Source organism: Mesorhizobium sp. WSM4840, assembly GCF_055811755.1.
The window spans coordinates 52,074-74,406 of the sequence record NZ_JBVVQD010000008.1 but is presented as its reverse complement, the minus strand read 5'-3'; the positions used below and the strand labels follow the sequence as shown (position 1 = coordinate 74,406).

Here is a 22,333-nt window from a genome sequence, read left to right as displayed (position 1 = left end):
GTCGTTGTCAATCCGCCTTCACCGGGATCAGCGTGCAGCCGGCGTCATCGAGAGGAACTTTGTCGCGTAGCAGTTGATTGCGGCCGAGAACCCAGCCGGTATTCGGCTGCACGATCGTGTGACCGCGATTGCATGCGCTGGTTCGTCAGCCCAACCGCCGTAAGCAAGAAATTCCTCACGAGCCGAAGCCTTTCGGAACAGTCAGGCCTCAGGCACAAAATCGACCATACGTTAGTGTTAAATTCACGTCAAGACATGTGATATTCTGCCCATTCTCCGGCACTGCCGGAGAATGGGCACCTGTCAACAAAGCTTAATATGCTGTTTTCGTGTGGTATTTTTTGAAAACAGCGCATACCCGCGAGGTGTTCGTCCCAAATCAGGGCGCCATCACAATCGCATCAGATTCCTGTCGCTGAGCTGCGCGACAGCGGCATCGAGTTCGTCGGACATCCGCTGCGGGTCCCAGTTACATGCACGGCCGGCAATGGCGGCGATCTGCTTCAAATCGCTCATGGTCAGGGAACCACCAATGGCCAGGGTCGTGCGCCGCATGACGATATCGGCCAGATGCTCGACGAATTCATTACGAACGATGTAGTCGATTTCGGATGTGCCGTAGTCGCTTGCCCCCGGCAGGCGATCTTCATTGTCTCCTGAACTTTGGTGGCGGGCGATCGGCAACGCCTTGGTTCCGTAGCGCGACAGAAGTTGGTCGAGACGGCGTTCGTCGGCGCCCGAAGCCGATCTGGCATCCGCCAGCCAGGCAGCTCGCGCCGCAGGCTCGGTTGGAAAACCCTTGCCGCCGCCGATCGGCATCGATCGCGTGGTGACCTTGCGGCCGCGTCCCAGCCGGTCGAGTACCGTGTCGGCAACCTCCTCGGCAAAGCCGCGGAACGTCGTCCATTTGCCGCCGACCAGCGAGATAATCGGAAACGGACGCGAACCTTCCGGCTCGACGACCGGTGCCGAATGATCCCGGCTGATCAAGCCGGGGACAGAGGCGTCGGATGCAGGCAACGGTCTGATGCCGCTATAGGCATAGACGATCTGGTCGCGTCCAAAGCTCATGCCCGGCATCAGCGCACGCACGCTTTCGAGCAGATAGTCGATCTCCTGCGGCTCGCAGCGTACTGTGTCCGGGCTGTCGGCCTGGATGTCGGTCGAGCCGACGAGCGCCAGACTGAGATAGTCGTAGACAAGGCAGATGCGGCCGTCGTCGGCTTCGAAGTAGAGCATGCGGCCTGCCAGGCTTCGTACCAGTTCGTCGTGCTTCAAAAGGATATGCGAGCCCTTGGTGCCGCCGATCATTTTCGATGGCGCGCCGAGCGAGGCGTTGACATCGTCGATCCACGGACCGGCGGCGTTGACGACCAGTTTCGGCCGTACCGCAAATACGGCGCCGTTCGCTGATCGGAAGGCCAGCACGCCATTGGACGACGAAACCAGCGTCGTGTAGTTGGCGGCCGCGGCGAGGGCATTTGCTGCCAGCCCGTCGGTGATCAGTTCGAGCACCAGCCTTTCGGGATGGCTGATCTTGGCGTCGTAATAGATGCCGGTGGCGACGATCGACCTGGTCAGTGCCGGTATCTCGCTCAGCGCCCGCCGTCGCCCGACCAGTCGGTGGCGCGGCATGACACGATGCCGCGACCCATAGAAATCGTAGATCGTCAGGCCGATCTTGATGAGGACGGCGCCGCGACTGCGCGGCGCGCTGGTCGAGCCCAGCAGTGTGCGCAATGCCGCCCACATGCCCTTGCTCCAGGAGAAGATCGGGATGATTGTCGGCAGCGGGCTGACATAGTGCGGCGCGTTCTTCAACAGCAGGTTGCGCTCCAGCGTCGACTGTGCCACCAGCCCGAACTCGCCCGTTTCGAGATATTTCAGGCCGCCATGGATCAGCCGCGATGGCGCAGCACTTGTGCCCGAGCCAAAATCGCCCTTGTCGACGATCAGGCAACTGACGCCTTGCGCGCACAAATCCCGGAACAGACCAGCCCCATTGATGCCGGCGCCAAGAATGACGACGTCGACGTCGCCCGTCTTGTTCATAAAGGCGAGGCGGTCGATGGGGTCGGCTGAGCCGGGGTCGGCTGCGCCTGCGTCGCCGGAAGGGCTCATGGCTTAGTCATCTTGACGATGCGCAGCTTTACGCCGGCTCGTTCGAGTTTTTGTGCCTGCGCATCGCTTACGCCGTCGGTCGTCAGCACCGCGTCGAAACGGGTCAGATCGTCGAAAACATGCAGGGCGACCTTGTCGAACTTGGAATGGTCGACGACAAGAATGCGCTTGGTCGAGGCAGCGACCATCGCTTGCTTGACCCGGACCACATGCTGGTCCTGGATGAAGGCCGTGGTGCCTGAGATCGCCGAAGCCGAGCAAATCAAAAGATTGGCACGCAATTGCGCCACGGCATTCTCGCAGACGATGCCGATATAGGCATTGTAGGTGCGGTGGTACTGACCGCCCAGGCAGATGAAGTCGATATCGTCGACATTGGTCAGCAGTGCTGCAGTCGCGACGCTGTTGGTGATGACGGTCAGTGGCTTGATGTCGGGCAGCAGAGGCGCGATCGCGTTCGCCGTGGTCGAATCGTCCAGCATGACGGCCTGGCCGGCCTCTACATAATCCAGCGCCGCATGCGCCAGCGCATCCTTCTCGGCTCTGCCGACCGTCACCCGATAGCGGAAAGCGCTTTCATAAAGACCGGAAGGCTGCACCGTCACCGCGCCGTGCAGCTTGCGCAGCACGCCCTGGTGCGCCAGTTGGTCGATATGGCGGTGGATGGTCATCCGCGACACGCCGAAATGCTCGACCAGGTCGTCGATGCGCACCTGGCCGAATTTGATCACATAGTCGGCGATTTCCTCGCGCCGTTCGTCGGCCTTGATCATGCAGCCCCCTCAATGCTTTGCCCCGCCAGCCTTTCGATCTCCAGCCATTGCGGCTTGAGCGATTCGGCAATGCGGCAATAGAGAGAAAAACGGTCCTCGAAAACCGCATTGCGCGCCGCGTCGGGCAGATATTCATGGCTCGTCTTGCTGACCGCGCGCGCCCCCTGTTGCGGTGAGGCAAACAGGCCAACCGCGGCGCCGGCACAAAGGGCTGCGCCGAAGGCAGCCGCCTCGTCGGTCGACGTCACGATGACCGGCACATTGAGCACGTCGGCGAACATCTGCGCGAAGGCCGGATTGCGCGACCCGCCGCCGGTGAGCCGCACCTCACGAACGGCAAAGCCGTCGCGCAGCGCTTCGACGTGCGTGCGGTGGTTGAAGACGATACCTTCCAGCACTGCCTTCAGCATGTCGCCGCGATCATGCCAGCCATGCAGGCCGAGAAAGCTGGCGCTGGCGGCATTGCCGTAAGGCGAGCCGAACAGATAGGGATGGAACAAGATGGTCGAAGGCCTGCCAAGCGCAATGTCGATCTCTGCCGCCAGCATCTCGTGGATCGAGCCGCCGGTCCTTTTTGCTTCGTCCTGTTCCGGGCGGCAGAGCGTGTCGAGGAACCAGTCGTAATTCGCCGTCGAGGCCGGCGAGATCGACATGTTGTTCCAACGCCCAAGATCAATAGCATTGCGGCAGAACCAGCGCAGGTCGACGCGCGGCTCGGTGGAAACTATTTCGTTGATCGAATAGGTGCCGGCGACGATGCTGACCACGCCCTCCTCGTGGCCGCCCATGCCAAGCGCCGAGGCAGTGACATCATGCAGGCCGCAAGCGACCGGCGTCCCTTCAGCAAGCCCGCTCAGCGCCGCTGCATCGGTGGTGACGTAGCCGACGATGTCGGCCGAATGCATCATCGGCGGCAAGGCTTCAAACAATGCCTCAAGACCGAAAATGCGCATCGCCTCCGGCACATGGCTTTGCGTACGCACATTGGTGAACGAGGTGCTCGCCTCAGTGAGGTCAGTGCCGATGGTGCCGGTCAGACAGAAACGCAGCCAGTCCTTGCAGGCGAGTATGTGCGCGACCCGGCTGAAGCGTTCCGGATCGTGCTCCCGCAACCAGACCAGCAGCGACGACGGTGAGGAAGCGTGCGGCACCTGGCCGGTCAGGGCGAGCGCTTCGGCGAAGACCGAACCTCGCGACCATCTGTCGACGATTTCGCCCGCCCGGCTGTCCAGCGACAATATGCCGGGGCCTAGCGGCCGGCGATCGCTGTCGAGCAGGTACAGGCCATCGCCATGCGCGGTCGCCGCCACCGCCTTAATGTCGCTGGCTGGCCGGCCGCCCAAGGCAATGGCTTCCCGGATCGCCTCGGCTGTCGCCTGCCAGAGGCCGGCCATGTCGCGTTCGACCCAGCGCGCGTGCGGCATCGATTGCGGCACCCGCCGGCGCGCCACCGACAGTTGCGAACCGTCGGCGTCGAAGATCACCGCCTTCGTCACCGTCAGGCCGTTGTCGATCCCAAGCAGGCTGGACATGGCTACCTCTCAGCTCATCGCTTGCCGGTACGCGTTGCGAGTAGGATTTTGGTGCATAGCGCTTGACGACGGCGGGGAAAGCTGCCCGGCGAAGCAACCGCCGAACACCCGTTGGGAATTCCGAACCAACGGAATAGACCATACAATGGTGTTAAATTAACGTCAACATGTGTGATTTTTGGAAGCAATCTTGCGGCGGCCAAGCACCCTTACTAGCGCCGAAGTCCCGAGCTCGCCATCATTGATGCGGCTTTCGCAGACTGTTTTGGATCTCCCGGAAGCCGCTGAACGGCGACCGAGATAAATCGTGGCAGCTATTGGCGCAGCCGCCACGACAAGGGCCTCACAGCCTAGTCGATGTCGAAGGATACACCCTGGGCCAGCGGCAGCGCCTTGGAATAGTTCACCGTGTTGGTGGCGCGCCGCATGTAAGCCTTCCAGGCGTCGGAGCCCGACTCGCGGCCGCCGCCGGTCTCCTTCTCGCCACCGAAGGCACCGCCGATCTCTGCCCCCGATGTGCCTATGTTGACGTTGGCGATGCCGCAGTCGGAGCCGTCGACGCCCAGGAAGCGCTCGGATTCCTGCAGGTCGCGGGTGAAGATCGACGACGACAGCCCCGCTCCGACCGCGTTGTGCTCGTCGAGCACGGCGTCGAAATCCGAGTACTTCATCACATAGAGGATCGGCGCGAAGGTCTCTTCCGTCACCGGCGAGACCTGCTTGGGCATCTCGACCAGCGCCGGACGAACGTAATAGGCGTCGGGATGGCCATTCTCGACCCGCGTGCCACCGGTCGCCTTGCCGCCGTGAGCGGCGGCTTCCTTCAATGCGTTCTGCATGCTGTCGAAGGCTGACTTGTCGATCAACGGTCCGACCAGCGCTGATGTCTCCAGCGGGTTGCCGACCGAGACGCTTTCATAGGCCTTCTTCAGGCGCGGAACCAAGGCATCATAGATGCTATCATGCACGAACAGGCGCCGCAGCGTCGTGCAGCGCTGGCCGGCCGTGCCCATGGCGCCGAATGCGATGGCGCGCAAGGTCATGTCGAGATCGGCGGTCGGGCAGACGATGCCGGCATTGTTGCCGCCGAGCTCCAGCACGGCGCGGGCAAAGCGTTTTGCCAGCCGCGGACCGACATCCCTGCCCATGCGGGTCGAGCCGGTGGCCGAGACCAGGGGCACCTTCGGATGATCAACCAGAATTTCGCCGACAGCGCGGTCGCCGATCAGCACCGACGTCAAGCCTGCCGGAGCATCACCGAAACGCTTTGCCGCGCGCTTGAAGATCGCTTCGCAGGCGAGCGCCGTCAGCGGTGTCTTTTCCGACGGCTTCCACACCACCGCGTCGCCGCAGACCAGCGCAAGTGCCGCGTTCCACGACCACACCGCGACCGGGAAATTGAAAGCGGAGATGACGCCGACGACACCCAGCGGATGCCAGGTTTCCATCATGCGATGGCCAGGCCGCTCGGTGGCGATGGTCAGGCCGTATAATTGCCGCGACAGGCCGACGGCGAAATCGCAGATGTCGATCATCTCCTGCACTTCGCCGAGCCCTTCGGACGGGATCTTGCCGACCTCGATCGACACCAGCCTGCCAAGCTCGGCCTTGTGCGTGCGCAGCTCCTCGCCAAGCAGCCGCACCAGCTCGCCGCGCTTCGGTGCCGGCACCAGACGCCAAGCCTGGAAGGCTTTATGCGCCTTGTCGATAGTCTTTGCCGCATCGGCCGGCGAGATCGTCTTCAGCGCGGCGATCTGCTCGCCCGTCACCGGGCTGCGCACGATAAGATCGCCGCCCGAAAGCGCATCCTCGGCGACGCCCAGTTTCGCCAGTAGCCCGGCTGTTTCCTTCGCAATCGTCATTCTCTGTCCCTTTCAGATCCCGTCGCTCATATGGCGTCGGTCGAAGCCTTGTGCCATGCCGTCCCTGTGCCGATCGGCACATCAGGCGCTGTCATGGCGTGGCATTACTCGTTTCAGGGAAAAATCGCCACCCCGGCATGGTCTAAGCCAAGGTCAGACCGTTGAACCAGCGAGTCGATTCAGCGCACTGTCTGCGCGGTTACCCGCGCGGCGCCTTCCTTCATCAGCCGGTCGATGTGCATGCGGATATGGGCCGCCTCGGCGGCCGTATTGGCAAGCGCAATGGCGCGGTCGAAGGCGATGCGCGCCTCCTCACCACGACCGAGCTGCATCAGCAGTCCGCCCTTGAGGCCGAAGAAGTGGAAATAGCCGGAAAGCCTTTGTTCCAACGGCTCGATCATGGCAAGTGCCGCTTCCGGCCCGCGCACCTTGGCCACCGCAACGGCGCGATTGAGCGTCACCACCGGCGACGGCTGCATCTGCTCGAGCAGGCTGTAGAGCAGCTCGATCTCGTTCCAGTCCGTGTCCTCAGGCTTTTCCGCCCGCGCATGCAGGGCGGCGATCGCCGCCTGCACCTGGTAGGGACCGGGCTTCTGATGGCGCAGCGCCTTATCGACCAGCGCCAGCCCCTCGTCGATCATCTTGCGGCTCCACAGGCTGCGGTCCTGGTCTTCGAGCAGCACGATTTCGCCGTTCTCGTCGAAACGCGCCGGCGCACGCGCATGCTGGAGAAGCAAGAGCGCCGTCAGGCCCATGATCTCCGGCTCGGTCTGGAACAACCTGAGCAGCAGCCGGGCCAGCCGGATTGCCTCTTCGCAGAGCGGCGCCCGGGCCGGCGCCTCACCGCTGTTGGTCGAATAGCCTTCGTTGAAGATCAGGTAGACCATCGCGGCGACGGCGGCGAGCCGTTCGGACCGCTCGACCGCACCGGGCGTCTCGAACGGCACGCCGGCATCGGCGATGCGCGCCTTGGCACGTGTGATGCGCTGCTCCATGGCGCTTTCGCCGACGAGAAAGGCGCGGGCGATCTGCTTGACGCTCAGGCCTGAAACGATGCGCAGCGCCACGGCGATCTGCTGCGTCGCCGGCAGGTCGGGATGGCAGCAGATGAACAGCAGCCGCAATATGTCATCGCGGTAATGCGCGCCGTCCAGCCGTTCGGCGATATCGGTCTCGGCATCCTCCAGATCGGAGATCTGGTCCTCTTCCGGCAGCGGCGCCTGCTTGGCACGCTTGCGCACCGCGTCGATGCCGCTGTTGCGGCCAACGAAGATCAACCAGGCTGCCGGATCGCGCGGCGGGCCGTTTGTCGGCCAGTTCTTCAGAGCTCGCAGGCACGCGTCCTGGAAAGCTTCTTCCGCCGCATCGAGATCGCGGAAGTAGCGCAGCAGCGCGCCCATCGCCTGTGGGCGGGCCGTGCTGATCGCCGTGCTGATCCAGGTGAGATCGGTCATGCGGGAATCCTGGCGGGGTTGAAGAGCGAGATCGGCCGTATTTCGTAGGAGCCGCCGCTCGGGTTGACCTCGGAAAGTTCGCGCGCAAAGTCGACGGCCTCGTCGAGATCGGCGCATTCGAGCGTGTAGAAGCCGAGGAACTGTTCCTTGGTTTCGGCAAATGGTCCGTCGATGACGACCGCTTCGCCCTTGACCTTTCTCAGCGTTGTTGCAGCGGTTGTCGGCAGCAGCCGCGCCACCGGGCCAAGCCGGCCGGCCTGAGCGTATTTTTCCTGCACGCCCAGGAGTTTTTCCATGACGGCATCGTCCTGTTCCTTGCTCCAGGAGCAGACGACGTCTTCGGAGGCATAGCAGAGGATAGCGTAGAGCATGGGTGCGTCCTTTTCTCTGTCAAAGGACGAAACAGTAGGACCGATCCCGACATAACGTCGATAAAAAATTACGTCCTGCGAGCACAATGAAGCGCCATTCGGTAGCAACCGCCACGCGCCGGACGCGCCCGGCCTTCTGGGGCGCATTCCAGGCTTACCGTCGCTTCCGAGTTGGAGAGTGAGGAGCGCTGAAGTCCGGCATTATGTAGCAAAGACCACCAGATTTCGACATCGTGGAAGCCCGGATGTGCAGCTACATTTAGATTGGCCGATACATCAAAACCCGGCCCGTCGGGATCAGCTGCAGCAAATAATCGAAGTCGCTGATGTTGCCCGTTAGAACGGTAAATCCCAATTTCTGGGCCTGCAGGAACATCACGCAATCCTGAAGCGCCCGCAGCCTGGAATCATTCTTGTAGCCTTGCAGGCGACACAGCATTCCTGAGAGGAGTGCGGCTCGGCCCAGGACATCGGGACCTGGTGCAAAAACCCGATGGGGCGGCATATCCTTGATCATGGTCCCGATCTGCTTGATAGCTTCGGCGGTACCCGGGTGCTTCGGCTTAAGGACGCCAACCGTGTGCATTAGTTCCTGGATGGCTGCGGTGGAATGATTGACCTGCCTGACGTCGAGGAGGTCGGCAACTGCTTCTGGCGCTCGGCCTTGCAAACCGTCGAGGTAAACACAGGTATCCAGCAGCAATTCCTGTCCCGCCTCGACAAGGTTACCAATGATCGGCAGCTCCTTGTCGGGCCGGCGGCTTAAAGTTTTCTGGGGGTCAAATCGCGACCATCTGACGGCGGCACCGAAGTCGAAATCGGCCAATTCAGAATCCGAGCTTCAGCGTCGGATCCACCGTTCCCCGTGTTTTCCTGAAGGTGTCGGCGAAATTGTCTTCCAAGGCTACATTTGCCAACGCAAATTCGACCAGTTCGGTATCAGACGTCAATCCGGTTCGAGCTTTAGCCTTCTTGATCAGGTCAGCACTCACCCGTCCCGCAATCCTGCCGTTCTTCTCAGCGCGCAGGCCGGATTCTTCCGCCCTCTGCAGGACGGCATTAATTCTGGCTAGGCGACGCATCTGCATTTTCGCAGCCGCTTTGGGAAGCGTTTTCGTCCGCTTGCCCACGGAGAGGCCGCGACGAACACGTACAGCTGTCTTCGCCATCAGGGTGCCTCACGTTTCCGTTTAACAAAAATCGATTTTAGACAACATAGCAGGAAAGATGATTTTTTCAATGTCCGCTACCGGAACAGATCCAGGCGCGATTCATACTCGTCGTCCGACTAGCCCGGATATCTCACGATATATCCGGGCTAGTCCGGATCGCCCTGCATCTCATACTTGTCCAGACTGAATCGAGGCATCTCGCAATAACTGGCGAGAGACAGTCGACAATTCGAGATGCCGCTTCCAGGCTTTCGATCAATCCACCGACGGAGACGTCATGGTGGTTTTTGCTACCGAATACCACGATGAAGGCCTGTGGCTGCTCTGTTCGGTTCAGCTTTCCTGCGCCTTCAGCCATCTCAGAACGATGGCCTCTTCGTCATCAAGACCGGGTATCGATCGCTTCCGCTTGTTCACATCCGCCATTTCGCTGAGCAGCCGTCCTTCGGACCAGGCTTCGAAAACTTGCGGGTGGATGTAACACCTGCGGCAGATGGCGCGCGTGTTGCCCAGCCGCTCGGCAACCTTGTCGATGACGCCGTTCATCACCCGCTTCTGTTGTGCCTGGCTTTCGGGTCGTTCGATTTGCGCAAACAGTGACGCCGCATGGATGGTGCCGCCCCAGGTTCGGAAATGCTTGGAGCTGAAATCGTCCCCTGCGTTCTCCCTGATGTAGCGGTTGACGTCGTCGGAGCGGATCGGTCGCCTGCTTCCATCCTCGTCGAGATACTGGAACAGCTTCTGGCCCGGCAAATCCTGCGCCCCGCGCACGATCCTGGCAATCCGGCGATCGACGAGCTTCAGCTTCCATTCCTTGCCGGACTTGCCTTTGAAAGCGAAACGCAGGCTCGAGCCATTGACGTCGACATGGCGGTCGCGCAGCGTGGTCAGCCCAAAGCTGTTGTTGTCGCGAGCGTAGGCGGCATTGCCGACGCGGATCATCGTGCTGTCGAGCAGCCAGACCACAGCGGCGACAACGCGTTCCAGCGGCAGGCCGTGACGGCGCAGATCGGCATCGATCTGGCGCCGCAGCTCAGGCAGGCTTTCTGCAAAGGCAACCAGGCTCGAATATTTGACGCCGTCACGCTCCTCCGCCCACAGCGCATGATACCGATATTGCTTGCGCCCACGCTGATCCCGGCCCGTCGCCTGAATGTGACCGTCAGCATCCGGCGAGATCCACACATCCGTCCACGCCGGCGGTATGGCGAGCGCCTTGATGCGGGCCATAGTGTCGTCGTCGACACCCTGCCCGTCAGGTCCTTTGTATGAAAATCCCCTGCCAGTCCTAAAACGGCGGATACCGGGCTCAGCGTCAGTGATGTAGGTGAGTGAGGCTCGATCGGCAGAGGCTTGCGACCCATTTTTCGGCGCCCCGTTCTTTGGTGCAACCTCCCTGGCAGCCGATTGGCCAGACGACGACCCGGATTTGTCCAGCATATCCTCTCCACGGAATTTTCCCGTAGATAAGCGACGGACCGGCCGCTGGTTCCGCCATGGCTTTCACAAACATGTCAGGCTGACCGCATGAGAACCCGTCTTCCGTCTATGTTCAGCGCCTACAAATCGATGCGGCATCGCCTGCCGTCATGCTTTCTCGAGCACGACCGGAATGACGTCGACCGCTTGCTCGCCGACCTGCCCTCCGGTCGTCTTCAGGATGCCGACGATCGGCGCGACATCCGAGTAGTCGCGGCCGTGGCCGACGGTGATGTGGTCGTTGCTTGCCCGGATGCCGTTGGTCGGATCGAACTCCTGCCATCCGGTGTCGCGCCCGCACCACACCTTCACCCAGGCATGCATGGCGTCGGCCCCTTCCAGCCGCGGTTTTCCGCGCGGCGGAATGGTGCGCAGGAACCCGCTGACATAGCCGGCGGGAACGCCCAGGCCGCGTAGGCCGGCGATCATGATATGCGAAAAGTCCTGGCAGACGCCCCGCTTAAGGTCGAAGGCATCGCTTGCCCGGGTCTGCACCGTAGTCGCCTCGCCATCATAGGTGAAATCGCGGTAGATACGGCTGCACAGGTCCATGGCCGTGCTGACAGCGGAGTTGCCGGCACTGCTCCGCGCGTAACCCGTGATATCAGCATCGATGCCGGCATGGTCGCTGGCGGCCAGAAAATGATGCGGTGTATCAGGCGACAGCGACCGCACCGCATCGAGTTCCTCCCTCAGCCGGCGAATGTCGGGCGACACGTCAAGCCCGGGTTCCGGCCGCGAAACCGCGACGCGCGCGCTCATCCTGATGTCGAGCGCAACGTGAACGTCGCGAAAGGCAATCGACGTGACATTGTTGCCAAAGAAATCGGAAAAATCCGAGCGTTCGCTCGGCGCCGGCACGAAGGACAGCGAAGCGGCGATCACGCGCTGCATGCCCGATATCGTCGGCGGCAGCACGCGCACCTGATGGCGGCCGCCGCCGGCTGCAGCATCGTAATCGTAACGCAGATTGAGCCTGATGTCGTAGAGCATGCCCGCCTTTATCCGAACCCGTCCCCTACCCGAAATAGGCTTTGGCGAGGCTGTTGTAGAGGCCGCCGATCTCGTTGGCGAGATCGGCCAGGGCCTTCGCCGTCATGTCCGATGGCTCCTTGATGGCGATTGCCGTGTTGAGCTGCAGGATCTCTTTCGCGGCCGGCGACATGTGCCCCTCGCCGCCGACAGCAGGCAACAGTGCGATTTCGGCCTTCAGCCGCTCGAGCTGGAACAGGATGGAGCGCGGGTTGAGCGGATCGAGCACCAGGAGGTCGATCACCGTGCGCCGGCCGGCCTGCACCGGATACTGCCGCCGGTGGGTCATGACGCTGTCGCCGATCTCCAGCATCATGTCGAGCGCGCCGTCCGGTGCCGCAGTCCTGGTCAACCGGGCCAGCGTGCGGGCGATCTGGATGCCGCGTTCCAACCGCCGGCCGATCTCCAGGAAGCGCCAGCCGGTGAAGCGGTACATATTCTCATGCAGCAGGCCGGAAAACCCGGCGAGCTTGCGCAGGATGACCGTCATCGCCCGCGTCGCATCATCGCCCGGCGCCACCGTTGTCGCGAATTGATGAATGGTCTTCGACAGATCCTTCAGCGCCAGCCAGCCATCGGGCGAGAAGCGGTCGCGAATCTGTCCGGCGCTGTAGACGGCGCTGTCCAAGGTGCCGATCAGCCCCGGCGGGATCGCGGTTTCGACGTCTGTGCCGAACGGTTCGAGATAGTCTCTGATATCGGCAAGCAGCGGCATATCCGGGTCGGAGGCCTCGGCCAGCCGCACGTGATAGGCGCGCAGGATGCGCACCGTGTCTTCCGATCGCTCGATATAGCGGCCGAGCCATGTCAGGTTTTCCGCCGCGCGGCTGGGCAGGCTGCCCGGCAAGGTACGGGTGAAGCTGTCATGCTCCTGCGGCAGCAGCGTCTCGCGCTCCACCGGTCTGTCGCTGACCACCCAAACATCCGCCGCCTGGCCGCCGCGCTGCATGGCGATGGCCGTCGGGTCGAGCGAAAAGCCGACGCGGGCAAAACCGCCGGGCATCACCGTCCAGCCTTCCGGCGTTCGCGCCAGATAGACGCGCAGGGCTGCTGGCCGCGGCTCCAGCCAGCCGCCGACATAGACCGGCGTGGTCGAAAGCGTCACCGCTTCCTGTCCGACAAAGTCGCCGCCGTTCTGTTCGATCAGGGCTATCAGTTCGGCCCGCTCCCCGGCAACCAGCGCCGAGCCAAGCCTGGTGCAATCGTCATCCTCGAAGGCAAGCCGTGTCGACAGCGCCGGGCCGATCACCATGCGGTCGAGGTTAGCCAGCACATGGTCACGTTCTGCGTCCCGCCCGCACCACCATGTCGCGACGCTCGGCAGCAGAAGCTCCTCGTTGCGCAATTCGCGTGAAATCTTCGGCAGGAAGGCGAACAGCGCCCGCGTCTCCATCAGCCCGGAGCCGAGCGCGTTGACGGCTGAAACAGCTCCCCGGCGGATCGCCTCGACCAGCCCTGGCGTGCCGATCTGCGAATCCGGCCGCAACTCCAGCGGATCGGCGAAGGCGGCGTCGAGCCGTCGCCAAAGCACGCTGACCGGCATCAACCCCGAAACGGTGCGCACCATAAGCCGGCCGCCGGAGACGGTCAGATCCTCGCCTTCGAGCAGCATGATGCCGAGATAGCGGGCGATATAGGCATGCTCGTAATAGGTTTCGTTGAGCGGCCCCGGCGTCAGGATGGCGACACGGCCGCCTGATACTTTGGCCATGCCGTTCAGCGCGTCGCGAAAGCGACGGAAGAAGCCGGCAAGGCGGTGCACATGCATCTCGCCATAGATGTCGGACAGCGCGCGCGTGGTGGCGACGCGGTTTTCCAGCGCAAAGCCGGCACCCGACGGCGCCTGCGTGCGGTCACCCAGCACCCACCAGCGGCCGTCCGGTCCACGGCCGAGCTCGAAAGCGCAGAAATGCAGGAAATGGCCGCTGGCCGGTCTGGTGCCGACGACGGGGCGCAAATATTCCGGGCTGGCCGCGATCAGCCCCGCCGGCAGGATGCCCTTCTCGACCAGGCGGTTCGGCCCGTAGATATCGGCGATCGTTTCCTCGAACAGCTCGGCCCGCTGAACCAGGCCGGCACTGATCGCGGCCCATTCCTGCTCCTCGATCAGCAGCGGTACATGCGCCAGCGGCCATTCGCGCTCATTGGCGCCGGCCTTGTCGTAGACGCGGTAATAGACGCCGGCGTCGCGCAGATACTGGTCGGCGCGGGCGAAGCGCTGGGCGAGCTTTTCGGGCCCCAGTTCTTCCAGTGCCTCGATGAACTCCTTCCAGACCGGACGGGGATTGCCTGATGCATCGACCATCTCGTCGACGACGCCGTCGATCGGCTGGTAGTGCTCCAGCAGGTTGTGCGGCCTGCCGCGTATTTTCTTGTGATTCCCCTTTGCCATGGCTGATCAGAGTCTTGCAGGCCGCCGCAGGTCAAGGGTCATCGGGAATTCCTCAGAGGCTTGTTCGTCGTGCAGCAGGTAGCCGGACGGCGTATGGCCGCGCGGCTCGAAGCGGGCGAGCCGCCGCGCCTCCGCTTCGTTGCCGTTGACAGGGAAGGTGTCGTAGCTGCGCCCGCCGGGATGCGCGACATGGTAGACGCAACCGCCGACCGCCCGGCCCGACCACCGATCGTAGATGTCGAAGACCAGCGGCGTGTTGACCGGCAGCGCGGGATGCAGCCCCGATGCCGGCTGCCAGGCCTTGAAGCGAACCCCTGCCACCGCGATCTCTCTGGTGTCGGTCACCTTCATCGGCACGATGCGACCGTTGCAGACGACGGCGTGACGCTCGGGGTTGAGCCCTTCCGTCTTCACCTGCAGCCGCTCGACCGAGGAATCGACGAAGCGCACGGTTCCGCCGATGGCGCCCTGCTCGCCCATGACATGCCACGGCTCCAGCGCCTGCCGCAGTTCCAGCTTGATGCCGGCATGCTGGACCTCGCCGCAGAACGGGAAGCGGAATTCGAGCTGCGCGTCGAACCATTCGGGACGGAATTCAAAGCCGTTCAGCTTGAGGTCGTCCAGCACGTCGAGAAAGTCAGCCCAGACATAGTGCGGCAGCATGAAACGGTCATGCAGCGACGTGCCCCAGCGCACGAAGCGGCCATCGAGCGGGTTCTTCCAGGCGCGGGCGATAATGGCGCGCACCAGCAATTGCTGCGCGAGGCTCATGCGCGCATTGGGCGGCATCTCGAAGCCGCGGAATTCGACCAGCCCCAACCGGCCGGTCGGCCCGTCCGGCGAAAACAGCTTGTCGATGCAGATTTCCGAGCGGTGGGTGTTCCCCGTCACGTCGGTCAGAAGATTTCGGAACAGTCGGTCGACCAACCACGGCAGCGGGGCCTGACCCTTGTCCGGATGCGGCACCTGCGCCATCGCGATCTCGAGCTCATAGAGCGAATCGTGGCGCGCCTCGTCGAAACGCGGCGCCTGGCTGGTCGGGCCGATGAACAGGCCTGAGAACAGATAGGACAGCGACGGACGGCGCTGCCATTGCAGCACCAGGCTCTTCAGCAAATCGGGGCGGCGCAGGAACGGACTGTCGTTAGGTGTCGCGCCGCCGACGACGACATGGTTGCCGCCGCCGGTGCCGGTATGGCGGCCGTCGATCATGAACTTGTCGGCACCAAGCCGCGTCTGCCGCGCCTCGTCGTAGATCGCTGTGGTCGTCGCCACGCAGTCCTGCCAATTGGCAGCCGGATGGATGTTCACTTCGATGACGCCGGGATCGGGAGCCACGCGGATGACGTTGAGGCGCGGATCATGCGGCGGGCCGTAGCCCTCGATATGCACCGGTAGGCCGATAGCCTTTGCCGCATTCTCGGCCGCCGCGACCAGTTCGAGATAGTCTTCCAGCGCCTCGACCGGCGGCATGAACACACAAAGCCGTCCATCGCGCGGCTCGACCGACAGCGCGGTGCGCACCGCGCCGCCGATCTCGGTGATCTCCTGTTCGACACGGTCCTGCTGGCCGGTCGCGGCGGTGAAGGACACCGCCTGCTGGCGGCGCGCCATTTCGTCGGCGCCTTCAAGTTCGGCCGGTGCAGCCTCCGGCAAGGGAGCGGCTTCAGGCAAAATAGCCTCGCGCGCCGGCAATGGCCCGCGCGGCAGGGAAGGATCGACCGGCACGATGTAGGGGAACTGCGCCGGCGGCACATAGGGAAGCGTGCCCAGCGGCAGGCGGTAGCCGACCGGTGAATCGCCCGGCACCAGAAACAGCCTGCCGCGCCGCGTTTTCCATTTCTCCGAACGCCAGCGCGGTCCGGACGCCTGGCTGTTCCAGCGCTGGACAGGCAGCACATAGCCCGACGGCTTGGTCAGGCCGCGTTCGAACACCCGCGCCATGCGGCTGCGCTCCTCGGGGTCGTCCAGCTTCGAATTGGACGGATCGACATTCTCCGGCAGCTTGCCTTCCTTGAGCAGCCACTCGGCCGGGTCCTCATAGGCTTCGCTGACCATGGTCCTGTCGATGCCGAGTTCATCGGCAATCGCCGTCAGCAGGCTTTCAGCCTGCTTCGGTCCGACATCTGCTTCGCCTGCTTCATCTGCTTCGCTGTTTTCCCGTGCGATCAGCGATGGGTCGCTCCACACCGGCTCGCCGTCGGCGCGCCAGTACAGCGAGAAGGTCCAGCGCGGCAGGCTTTCGCCCGGATACCACTTGCCCTGCCCGTAGTGCAGGAAGCCGCCGGGCGCGAAACGCTCACGCAGCCGGCGGATCAGCGCATCGGCCTTTTCGCGTTTTGTCGGGCCGACGGCGGCGGTGTTCCACTCCTCCGCCTCGAAATCGTCGATCGACACGAAGGTCGGCTCGCCACCCATGGTCAGCCGCACGTCCCCGGCTTCCAGCGCGGCGTCAACCTGGTTGCCCAGCGCATCGAGCGCCTGCCAGCTTTCGTCGGAGAACGGCTTGGTGATGCGTGGATGCTCGGCGATGCGGTCGACCCGCATGTCGAAGCCGAACTCGACATTGGCGAAGCTGGCCACGCCGGAAATGGGCGCGGCGTTGCGGAAATGCGGGGTTGCGGCGAGAGGCACATGGCTTTCGCCGGTGAGCAATCCGGAGGTTGGGTCGAAGCCGATCCAGCCGGCGCCCGGCAGGTAGACCTCGCACCAGGCATGGAGATCGGTGAAGTCGACGGCGGTGCCGGGCGGTCCGTCAAGCGCGACGAGGTCGGGCTTCAGCTGGATCAGGTAGCCGGAAACGAAGCGCGCGGCGATGCCGAGGTGCCTCAGGATCTGCACCAGCAGCCAGCTCGTATCGCGGCACGAGCCTTTCTTGGCGGCCAGCGTTTCCTCCGGCGAGAAGACGCCGGTTTCCATGCGCACGATGTAGGCGATTTCGCGCTGCAGGCGCGCATTCAGGTCGACGACGAAATTGATGGTGTTGGTAGGACTGCGATCGATGGTTTGCAGGAACGCCGACAGCAGCGGTCCAGCCGGTTCCGGCGTCCGGTAGATGGCGAGATCGTCGCTGATCTCTTCCGGGTATTCAAACGGAAAGGTCTCGGCCGACGGCTCGACGAAGAAATCGAACGGATTATAGACCGTCATGTCGGCGACGAGGTCGACCTCGATCTTCAGTTCCGTCACCGGTTCCGGAAACACGAAGCGCGCCAGGAAATTGCCGTAGGGATCCTGCTGCAGATTGACGAAGTGGTTCGCCGGCCCGACCTTCAACGAATGGCTGAGCACCTTGGTGCGGGAATGCGGCGCCGGCTGCAGCCTGATGACCTGAGGGCCGAGAACAACCGGCCGGTCATATTTGTAATGGGTCAGGTGGTAGACAGCTGCCAGAATTGCCATGGGGCCTCGAAAGTCGGCGTTTCAAACGAATTCGCCGAACCCTGACACAAATGCTGGCCATTCTCCAAGCAGAGATGTTGCGTTGCACCTAATTTAAGCAGCGTTGCCGGCCTAGGGGTCGCTTAGAAAAACGCCTGCAATCCCGTCTGCGCCCGCCCGAGGATCAGCGCATGCACGTCATGCGTGCCCTCATAGGTGTTGACTGTCTCCAGGTTCTGCGCGTGGCGCATGACATGGTAGCCGATCTGGATGCCGTTGCCGCCATGCATGTCACGGGCCTGGCGGGCAATGTCGAGCGCCTTGCCGCAATTGTTGCGCTTGACGATCGAGATCATCTCCGGCGCCATTTTGCCTTCATCCATCAGCCGCCCGACCCGCAAGCTGCCCTGCAACCCAAGCGCGATCTCGGTCTGCATGTCGGCGAGCTTCTTCTGGAACAGCTGCGTGCCGGCCAGCGGCTTGCCGAACTGCTTGCGGTCGAGGCCATATTGGCGTGCCCGGTGCCAGCAATCTTCGGCCGCGCCCATCGCGCCCCATGAGATACCGTAACGCGCCCGGTTGAGGCAGCCGAACGGCCCCTTCAAGCCCGAGACATTGGGCAGCAACGCATCTTCGCCGACCTCGACGCCTTCCATCACCACTTCGCCGGTGATCGAGGCTCGCAGCGACAGCTTGCCGCCGATCTTCGGCGCCGACAGCCCCTTCATGCCTTTTTCCAGGACGAATCCGCGAATCTCGTTGTCATGCGCGGCCGATTTCGCCCAGACGATAAACACGTCGGCGATCGGCGCGTTGGAAATCCACATTTTCGAGCCGGAGAGCTTGTAGCCGTTCGCCGTCTTCTCCGCCCGCGTCTTCATGCCGCCGGGGTCGGACCCGGCATCCGGCTCGGTCAGGCCGAAGCAGCCGATCCATTCGCCTGACGCCAGCCTCGGCAGGTATTTTTTGCGCTGCGCCTCCGAGCCATAGGCATGGATCGGATACATCACCAGCGACGACTGCACGCTCATCATCGAGCGATAGCCAGAGTCGATGCGCTCGACCTCGCGCGCCACCAGCCCATAGGTGACGTAGTTGGCGCCGAGCCCGCCATATTCTTCCGGGATGGTAATGCCGAGCAGACCCGCCTCGCCCATCTCGCGAAAGATCCCGGCATCGGTCTTTTCCTCGAGATAGGCTTCCTCGATTCTGGGGGCGAGCTTGTCGGCGGCGAATGCCGCTGCGCCGTCGCGCACCATCCGTTCGTCTTCCGAAAGCTGGTTCTCGATCAGGAAAGGATCATCCCAGACGAATGCATTCTTGTCAGCGGCCATGGCCTCGGTCTCCCAAACTCTTGCACGTCGCCCAAAGCTTGCCCTCGGGCCTGACCCGAGGGTGTTCGGCGGTTTTGGATAACGGCATGCAAATCTGAATGCCGGCTTATCGGCTTCCAGCTCGAAAAAATCAAACGAAATTGCTTCGGCGATCAATGAGCGTTAGTAATGGATAATGAATGTGCAGCGTCGCCTTTTGCCTGGTATCAGCGCCCTTGCCGCCTTCGAGGCGGTGGCCCGGTTGGGCAGCTTCACCGCCGCCGCGCAGGAGCTTGATCTCACCCAGGGCGCCGTTAGCCGGCAGATCAAGCTTCTGGAGGACCAGTTCGGCCGCCGGCTGTTCGATCGCAACAGCCGCAATGTCAGACTGTCCGTGGCAGGTGAGATTTATGCCGAAGCGGTGCGCGCCGCCCTTGGCCAGCTGCGCGATGCAGCGCTGGGATTGATGAGCAATCGGCATAGTGGCATCTTGAACCTGGCCATCCTGCCGACCTTCGGCACGCGCTGGCTGATGCCGCTCATCCCGGATTTCGTTGAAAACAACCCCGACATCACCATCAATTTCGTCACTCGCATCGGCCGCTTCGACTTCGCCCGCGAACGACTCGATGCCGCCATCCATTTCGGCCTGCCCGACTGGCCGGATGCCGACTCGACGCTGCTGATGCGCGAGAGGGTGGTGCCAGTGGTCTCGCCCGAATTTCTGGCCGGCCGGGATCTTGCCACACCTGCCGATATCGGCCGCCTGCCGCTGTTGCATATGGCGACGCGGCCCGGCGCATGGACCGAGTGGTTCGAGCATCAGGGTTTGAGCGCACCGACCGGACCGGGCATGCAGTTCGAGCAATTCGGCACCGCCGCCCAGGCCTGCATGGCCGGGCTCGGCGTGGCGCTGCTGCCGCAGGTGCTCATATCAGGCGAATTGCAGCGCGGCCAGTTGGTGCCGGCACCAGGCCGGCCGATGCAAAGCCGCAGCGCCTATTATCTCGTCGTGCCGCACGACAAGCGCGGCCATCCGCCGGTCGCCAGTTTTCGCGACTGGCTGCTGGGTCATGTGCCGCCGGAGAAATAGCTACTTACGCTTCAACGCATCGGCCAATGCGGCGCCGAATGCGCCCTGTTGCGCCGGCCGCTCCGGCTGGCGCAGCGGCGCCGGCGTGCGCGGCACCGGTCTGTTGCCGTTGTCGCGCGGCTTCGGTGTACCGCCGTCACCATCCTTGCGCATCGAAAGGCCGATGCGCTTGCGCTTGATGTCGACGTCGACGACGCGCACCTTGACCACGTCGCCGGCTTTCACCACCTCATGCGCGTCCTTGACGAAACGGTCGGCCAGTTGCGACACGTGCACAAGTCCGTCCTGGTGCACGCCGATATCGACGAAGGCGCCGAACGCGGCGACATTGGTGACGGTGCCTTCCAGCAGCATCCCCGGTTTCAAATCCTTGATGTCTTCGACGCCGTCGGCGAAGGTCGCGGTCTTGAAGCCGGGGCGCGGGTCGCGGCCGGGCTTTTCCAGTTCCGCCAGTATGTCTCGCACCGTCGGCAGGCCGAACCGCTCGTCGACGAAGACACGCGGATCGAGCGCCTTGAGAGCGGCACTGTCGCCCATCAGCGAGCGGAGGTCGCGCCCGCAGGCAGCGACGATCTTTTTCGCCACGCCATAGGCTTCCGGATGCACGGCCGAGGCATCGAGCGGTTCGGTGCCGTTGGGAATGCGCAGGAAGCCGGCGCATTGCTCGAACGCGCGGGGTCCGAGCCTCGCCACCTTCAACAGGTCACGGCGGCTGGCGAAGGGGCCCGCCGCGTCACGGTGCGCAATGATCGCCTCGGCCAGCGAGGCGCCGAGACCCGAAACCCGCGCCAGAAGCGGCGCCGAGGCGGTGTTGAGGTCGACGCCGACGGCATTGACCGCGTCCTCGACCACCGCTTCCAGCGACCGGCCGAGCCGATACTGGTCGACGTCATGCTGATACTGGCCGACGCCAATCGACTTCGGCTCGATCTTGACCAGTTCGGCGAGCGGATCCTGCAGCCGCCGCGCGATCGACACCGCGCCGCGCAGCGACACGTCGAGGCCGGGAAATTCCGCCGCCGCCGTTGCCGAGGCGGAATAGACCGAGGCACCCGCCTCGCTGACGATCACCTTGAGCGGCTTCGGCCCGGACTCGGCAGGCATGTCGGACAGCATGTCGGCCACCAGCCTTTCCGTCTCGCGGCTGCCGGTGCCGTTGCCGATGGAAATCAACTCGACCTTATGCAGGCGGATGAGCTTCGCGAGTTCGGCTTGCGTGCCGCGCACATCGTTCTTCGGCGGAAACGGATAGACTGTCGTCGTCGCCAGCAGCTTGCCGGTGCCGTCCACCACCGCCACCTTGACGCCGGTGCGGATGCCGGGGTCGAGCCCCATCGTGGCGCGCGAGCCGGCCGGTGCGGCGAGCAGCAAATCCTTCAGATTGCGGGCGAAGACGTGGATCGCCTCCTGCTCGGCCCGCTCGCGCAGATCCCGCATCAAATCGAGCGTCAGGTGCAGCGACAGCTTTATGCGCCAGGTCCAGCCGGCCACCTCCATCAACCAGCGATCGCCCGGCAACTGGCGGCCGATGGCGTAGGCGTCGGCAATCATCCGTTCGACCGGCTTCACCGGAGACGCGTCGTCTGCATCGACCTCGATGTCGAGCGACAGCACCTCTTCGTTGCGGCCGCGCAACATCGCCAGCGCGCGATGGCTCGGCACGTTGGCCCAGCGCTCGACATGGTCGAAATAGTCGGAGAATTTCGCGCCGGCTTCCTGCTTGCCGTCGACGACGCGCGACCGCATGAAGGCCCGTTCCTTCATGTAGGTCCGCAGTCTGCCGACCAGATCGGCATTCTCGGCGAACTGCTCGGACAGGATGTCGCGCGCGCCCTCGAGCGCCGCCTTGCCGTCGGCCACCTCTTCACTGATGTAGGCCAGCGCCAGTTCGGCGGGCACCGCCGCGCGGTCGGCAAGGATAGCGTCTGCCAGCGGTCCCAAGCCACGCTCGCGCGCGATCTCCGCCTTGGTCCGGCGCTTCGGCTTGTAGGGCAGATAGATGTCTTCGAGTTCCGCCTTAGTGACGGCCGCTGCGATCTTGGTTTCAAGCTCTTCGGTCAGCTTGCCCTGCTCGCGGATCGAACCGAGAATGGTGTCGCGACGCGCGTCGAGTTCGCGCAGATAGGCGAGCCGTTCGGCAAGCAGGCGCAACTGCGTGTCGTCCAGGCCGCCGGTGACTTCCTTGCGGTAGCGCGCCACGAACGGCACCGTCGCACCTTCGTCCAGCAGCCCGATCGCCGCCGCGGCCTGTTCGGGCCGGGCAGTGATCTCGGCTGCGATGATTGCTGCGATGCGCTCGGATGCCATGTCGTTCCCCTGTCGAAAAGAGCGGCGACCATAAGCGCAGAGCGTCGCTCC

At 63.4% G+C, this 22,333-nt stretch carries 15 protein-coding genes; 1 reads left to right on the top strand and 14 read right to left on the bottom strand.

Annotated elements, in window-relative coordinates; all coding sequences use genetic code 11:
- Positions 1-390: 390 nt before the first annotated feature.
- The 13 genes from AC0L3I_RS13335 to AC0L3I_RS13275 form a co-directional block, all read right to left on the bottom strand.
- The gene (locus tag AC0L3I_RS13335; RefSeq protein WP_473527180.1) at positions 391-2,121 is read right to left on the bottom strand and encodes a glycerol-3-phosphate dehydrogenase/oxidase; all 1,731 of its coding nucleotides are present in this window, start codon (positions 2,119-2,121) and stop codon (positions 391-393) included.
- Positions 2,118-2,894 carry a DeoR/GlpR family DNA-binding transcription regulator gene (locus tag AC0L3I_RS13330; protein ID WP_473486476.1) on the bottom strand — a complete coding sequence of 259 codons (777 nt, stop codon included), beginning with the start codon at positions 2,892-2,894 and terminating at the stop codon, positions 2,118-2,120. Before AC0L3I_RS13330 ends, AC0L3I_RS13335 begins: the two co-directional genes overlap by 4 nt.
- A complete protein-coding gene (locus AC0L3I_RS13325) occupies positions 2,891-4,426 on the bottom strand; it encodes an FGGY-family carbohydrate kinase (RefSeq protein ID WP_473527179.1) in 1,536 nt (511 codons plus the stop codon). The genes AC0L3I_RS13330 and AC0L3I_RS13325 overlap by 4 nt, the downstream gene beginning before the upstream one ends.
- A gap of 350 nt (positions 4,427-4,776) precedes the next feature.
- On the bottom strand, positions 4,777-6,288 hold the full coding sequence (gene amaB / locus AC0L3I_RS13320; RefSeq protein WP_473486474.1) for an L-piperidine-6-carboxylate dehydrogenase: 1,512 nt from the start codon (positions 6,286-6,288) through the stop codon (positions 4,777-4,779).
- 179 nt (positions 6,289-6,467) lie between these two features.
- Entirely contained in the window at positions 6,468-7,742 is a 1,275-nt protein-coding gene (locus AC0L3I_RS13315) for an RNA polymerase sigma factor (protein ID WP_123149615.1), read from the bottom strand.
- Positions 7,739-8,113 carry a YciI family protein gene (locus AC0L3I_RS13310; RefSeq protein ID WP_473527178.1) on the bottom strand — a complete coding sequence of 125 codons (375 nt, stop codon included), beginning with the start codon at positions 8,111-8,113 and terminating at the stop codon, positions 7,739-7,741. The genes AC0L3I_RS13315 and AC0L3I_RS13310 overlap by 4 nt, the downstream gene beginning before the upstream one ends.
- A 259-nt stretch (positions 8,114-8,372) precedes the next feature.
- Entirely contained in the window at positions 8,373-8,939 is a 567-nt protein-coding gene (locus AC0L3I_RS13305; RefSeq protein ID WP_473527177.1) for a type II toxin-antitoxin system VapC family toxin, read from the bottom strand.
- A gap of 1 nt (position 8,940) precedes the next feature.
- The gene (locus AC0L3I_RS13300; RefSeq protein WP_473527176.1) at positions 8,941-9,282 is read right to left on the bottom strand and encodes a hypothetical protein; all 342 of its coding nucleotides are present in this window, start codon (positions 9,280-9,282) and stop codon (positions 8,941-8,943) included.
- Positions 9,283-9,618: 336 nt separating this feature from the next.
- Positions 9,619-10,725 (bottom strand): DNA topoisomerase IB, encoded by a 1,107-nt coding sequence (locus tag AC0L3I_RS13295; RefSeq protein ID WP_473527175.1) that lies wholly within the window; start codon positions 10,723-10,725, stop codon positions 9,619-9,621.
- A gap of 147 nt (positions 10,726-10,872) precedes the next feature.
- Entirely contained in the window at positions 10,873-11,757 is an 885-nt protein-coding gene (locus AC0L3I_RS13290) for a transglutaminase family protein (protein ID WP_473527174.1), read from the bottom strand.
- A gap of 25 nt (positions 11,758-11,782) precedes the next feature.
- Positions 11,783-14,188: a circularly permuted type 2 ATP-grasp protein gene (locus tag AC0L3I_RS13285; RefSeq protein ID WP_473527173.1), complete on the bottom strand. Its 2,406-nt coding sequence runs from the start codon at positions 14,186-14,188 to the stop codon at positions 11,783-11,785.
- A 6-nt stretch (positions 14,189-14,194) separates the two neighbouring features.
- The gene (locus AC0L3I_RS13280) at positions 14,195-17,590 is read right to left on the bottom strand and encodes a transglutaminase family protein (protein WP_473527172.1); all 3,396 of its coding nucleotides are present in this window, start codon (positions 17,588-17,590) and stop codon (positions 14,195-14,197) included.
- 122 nt (positions 17,591-17,712) lie between these two features.
- A complete protein-coding gene (locus tag AC0L3I_RS13275; RefSeq protein ID WP_473527171.1) occupies positions 17,713-18,903 on the bottom strand; it encodes an acyl-CoA dehydrogenase in 1,191 nt (396 codons plus the stop codon).
- A gap of 175 nt (positions 18,904-19,078) precedes the next feature.
- Between AC0L3I_RS13275 and AC0L3I_RS13270 the strand changes: the two genes are divergently transcribed.
- Complete coding sequence (locus AC0L3I_RS13270; protein WP_473527170.1) at positions 19,079-19,975, top strand: LysR family transcriptional regulator; 897 nt, start codon at positions 19,079-19,081, stop codon at positions 19,973-19,975.
- Here AC0L3I_RS13270 and AC0L3I_RS13265 read toward each other — a convergent pair whose 3' ends face one another.
- Positions 19,976-22,282, bottom strand: coding sequence for a Tex family protein (locus AC0L3I_RS13265; protein ID WP_473527169.1), 2,307 nt, complete (start codon positions 22,280-22,282; stop codon positions 19,976-19,978).
- Positions 22,283-22,333: the final 51 nt, after the last annotated feature.

Coding starts and splice junctions, on each gene's coding strand:
- AC0L3I_RS13290 (WP_473527174.1), bottom strand. CDS start 11,757: ATGCTCTACGACATCAGGCTCAATCTGCGTTACGATTACGATGCTGCA.
- AC0L3I_RS13265 (WP_473527169.1), bottom strand. CDS start 22,282: ATGGCATCCGAGCGCATCGCAGCAATCATCGCAGCCGAGATCACTGCC.
- AC0L3I_RS13335 (WP_473527180.1), bottom strand. CDS start 2,121: ATGAGCCCTTCCGGCGACGCAGGCGCAGCCGACCCCGGCTCAGCCGAC.
- AC0L3I_RS13285 (WP_473527173.1), bottom strand. CDS start 14,188: ATGGCAAAGGGGAATCACAAGAAAATACGCGGCAGGCCGCACAACCTG.
- AC0L3I_RS13275 (WP_473527171.1), bottom strand. CDS start 18,903: ATGGCCGCTGACAAGAATGCATTCGTCTGGGATGATCCTTTCCTGATC.
- AC0L3I_RS13295 (WP_473527175.1), bottom strand. CDS start 10,725: ATGCTGGACAAATCCGGGTCGTCGTCTGGCCAATCGGCTGCCAGGGAG.
- AC0L3I_RS13315 (WP_123149615.1), bottom strand. CDS start 7,742: ATGACCGATCTCACCTGGATCAGCACGGCGATCAGCACGGCCCGCCCA.
- AC0L3I_RS13330 (WP_473486476.1), bottom strand. CDS start 2,894: ATGATCAAGGCCGACGAACGGCGCGAGGAAATCGCCGACTATGTGATC.
- amaB (WP_473486474.1), bottom strand. CDS start 6,288: ATGACGATTGCGAAGGAAACAGCCGGGCTACTGGCGAAACTGGGCGTC.
- AC0L3I_RS13310 (WP_473527178.1), bottom strand. CDS start 8,113: ATGCTCTACGCTATCCTCTGCTATGCCTCCGAAGACGTCGTCTGCTCC.
- AC0L3I_RS13280 (WP_473527172.1), bottom strand. CDS start 17,590: ATGGCAATTCTGGCAGCTGTCTACCACCTGACCCATTACAAATATGAC.
- AC0L3I_RS13300 (WP_473527176.1), bottom strand. CDS start 9,282: ATGGCGAAGACAGCTGTACGTGTTCGTCGCGGCCTCTCCGTGGGCAAG.
- AC0L3I_RS13325 (WP_473527179.1), bottom strand. CDS start 4,426: ATGTCCAGCCTGCTTGGGATCGACAACGGCCTGACGGTGACGAAGGCG.
- AC0L3I_RS13270 (WP_473527170.1), top strand. CDS start 19,079: ATGAATGTGCAGCGTCGCCTTTTGCCTGGTATCAGCGCCCTTGCCGCC.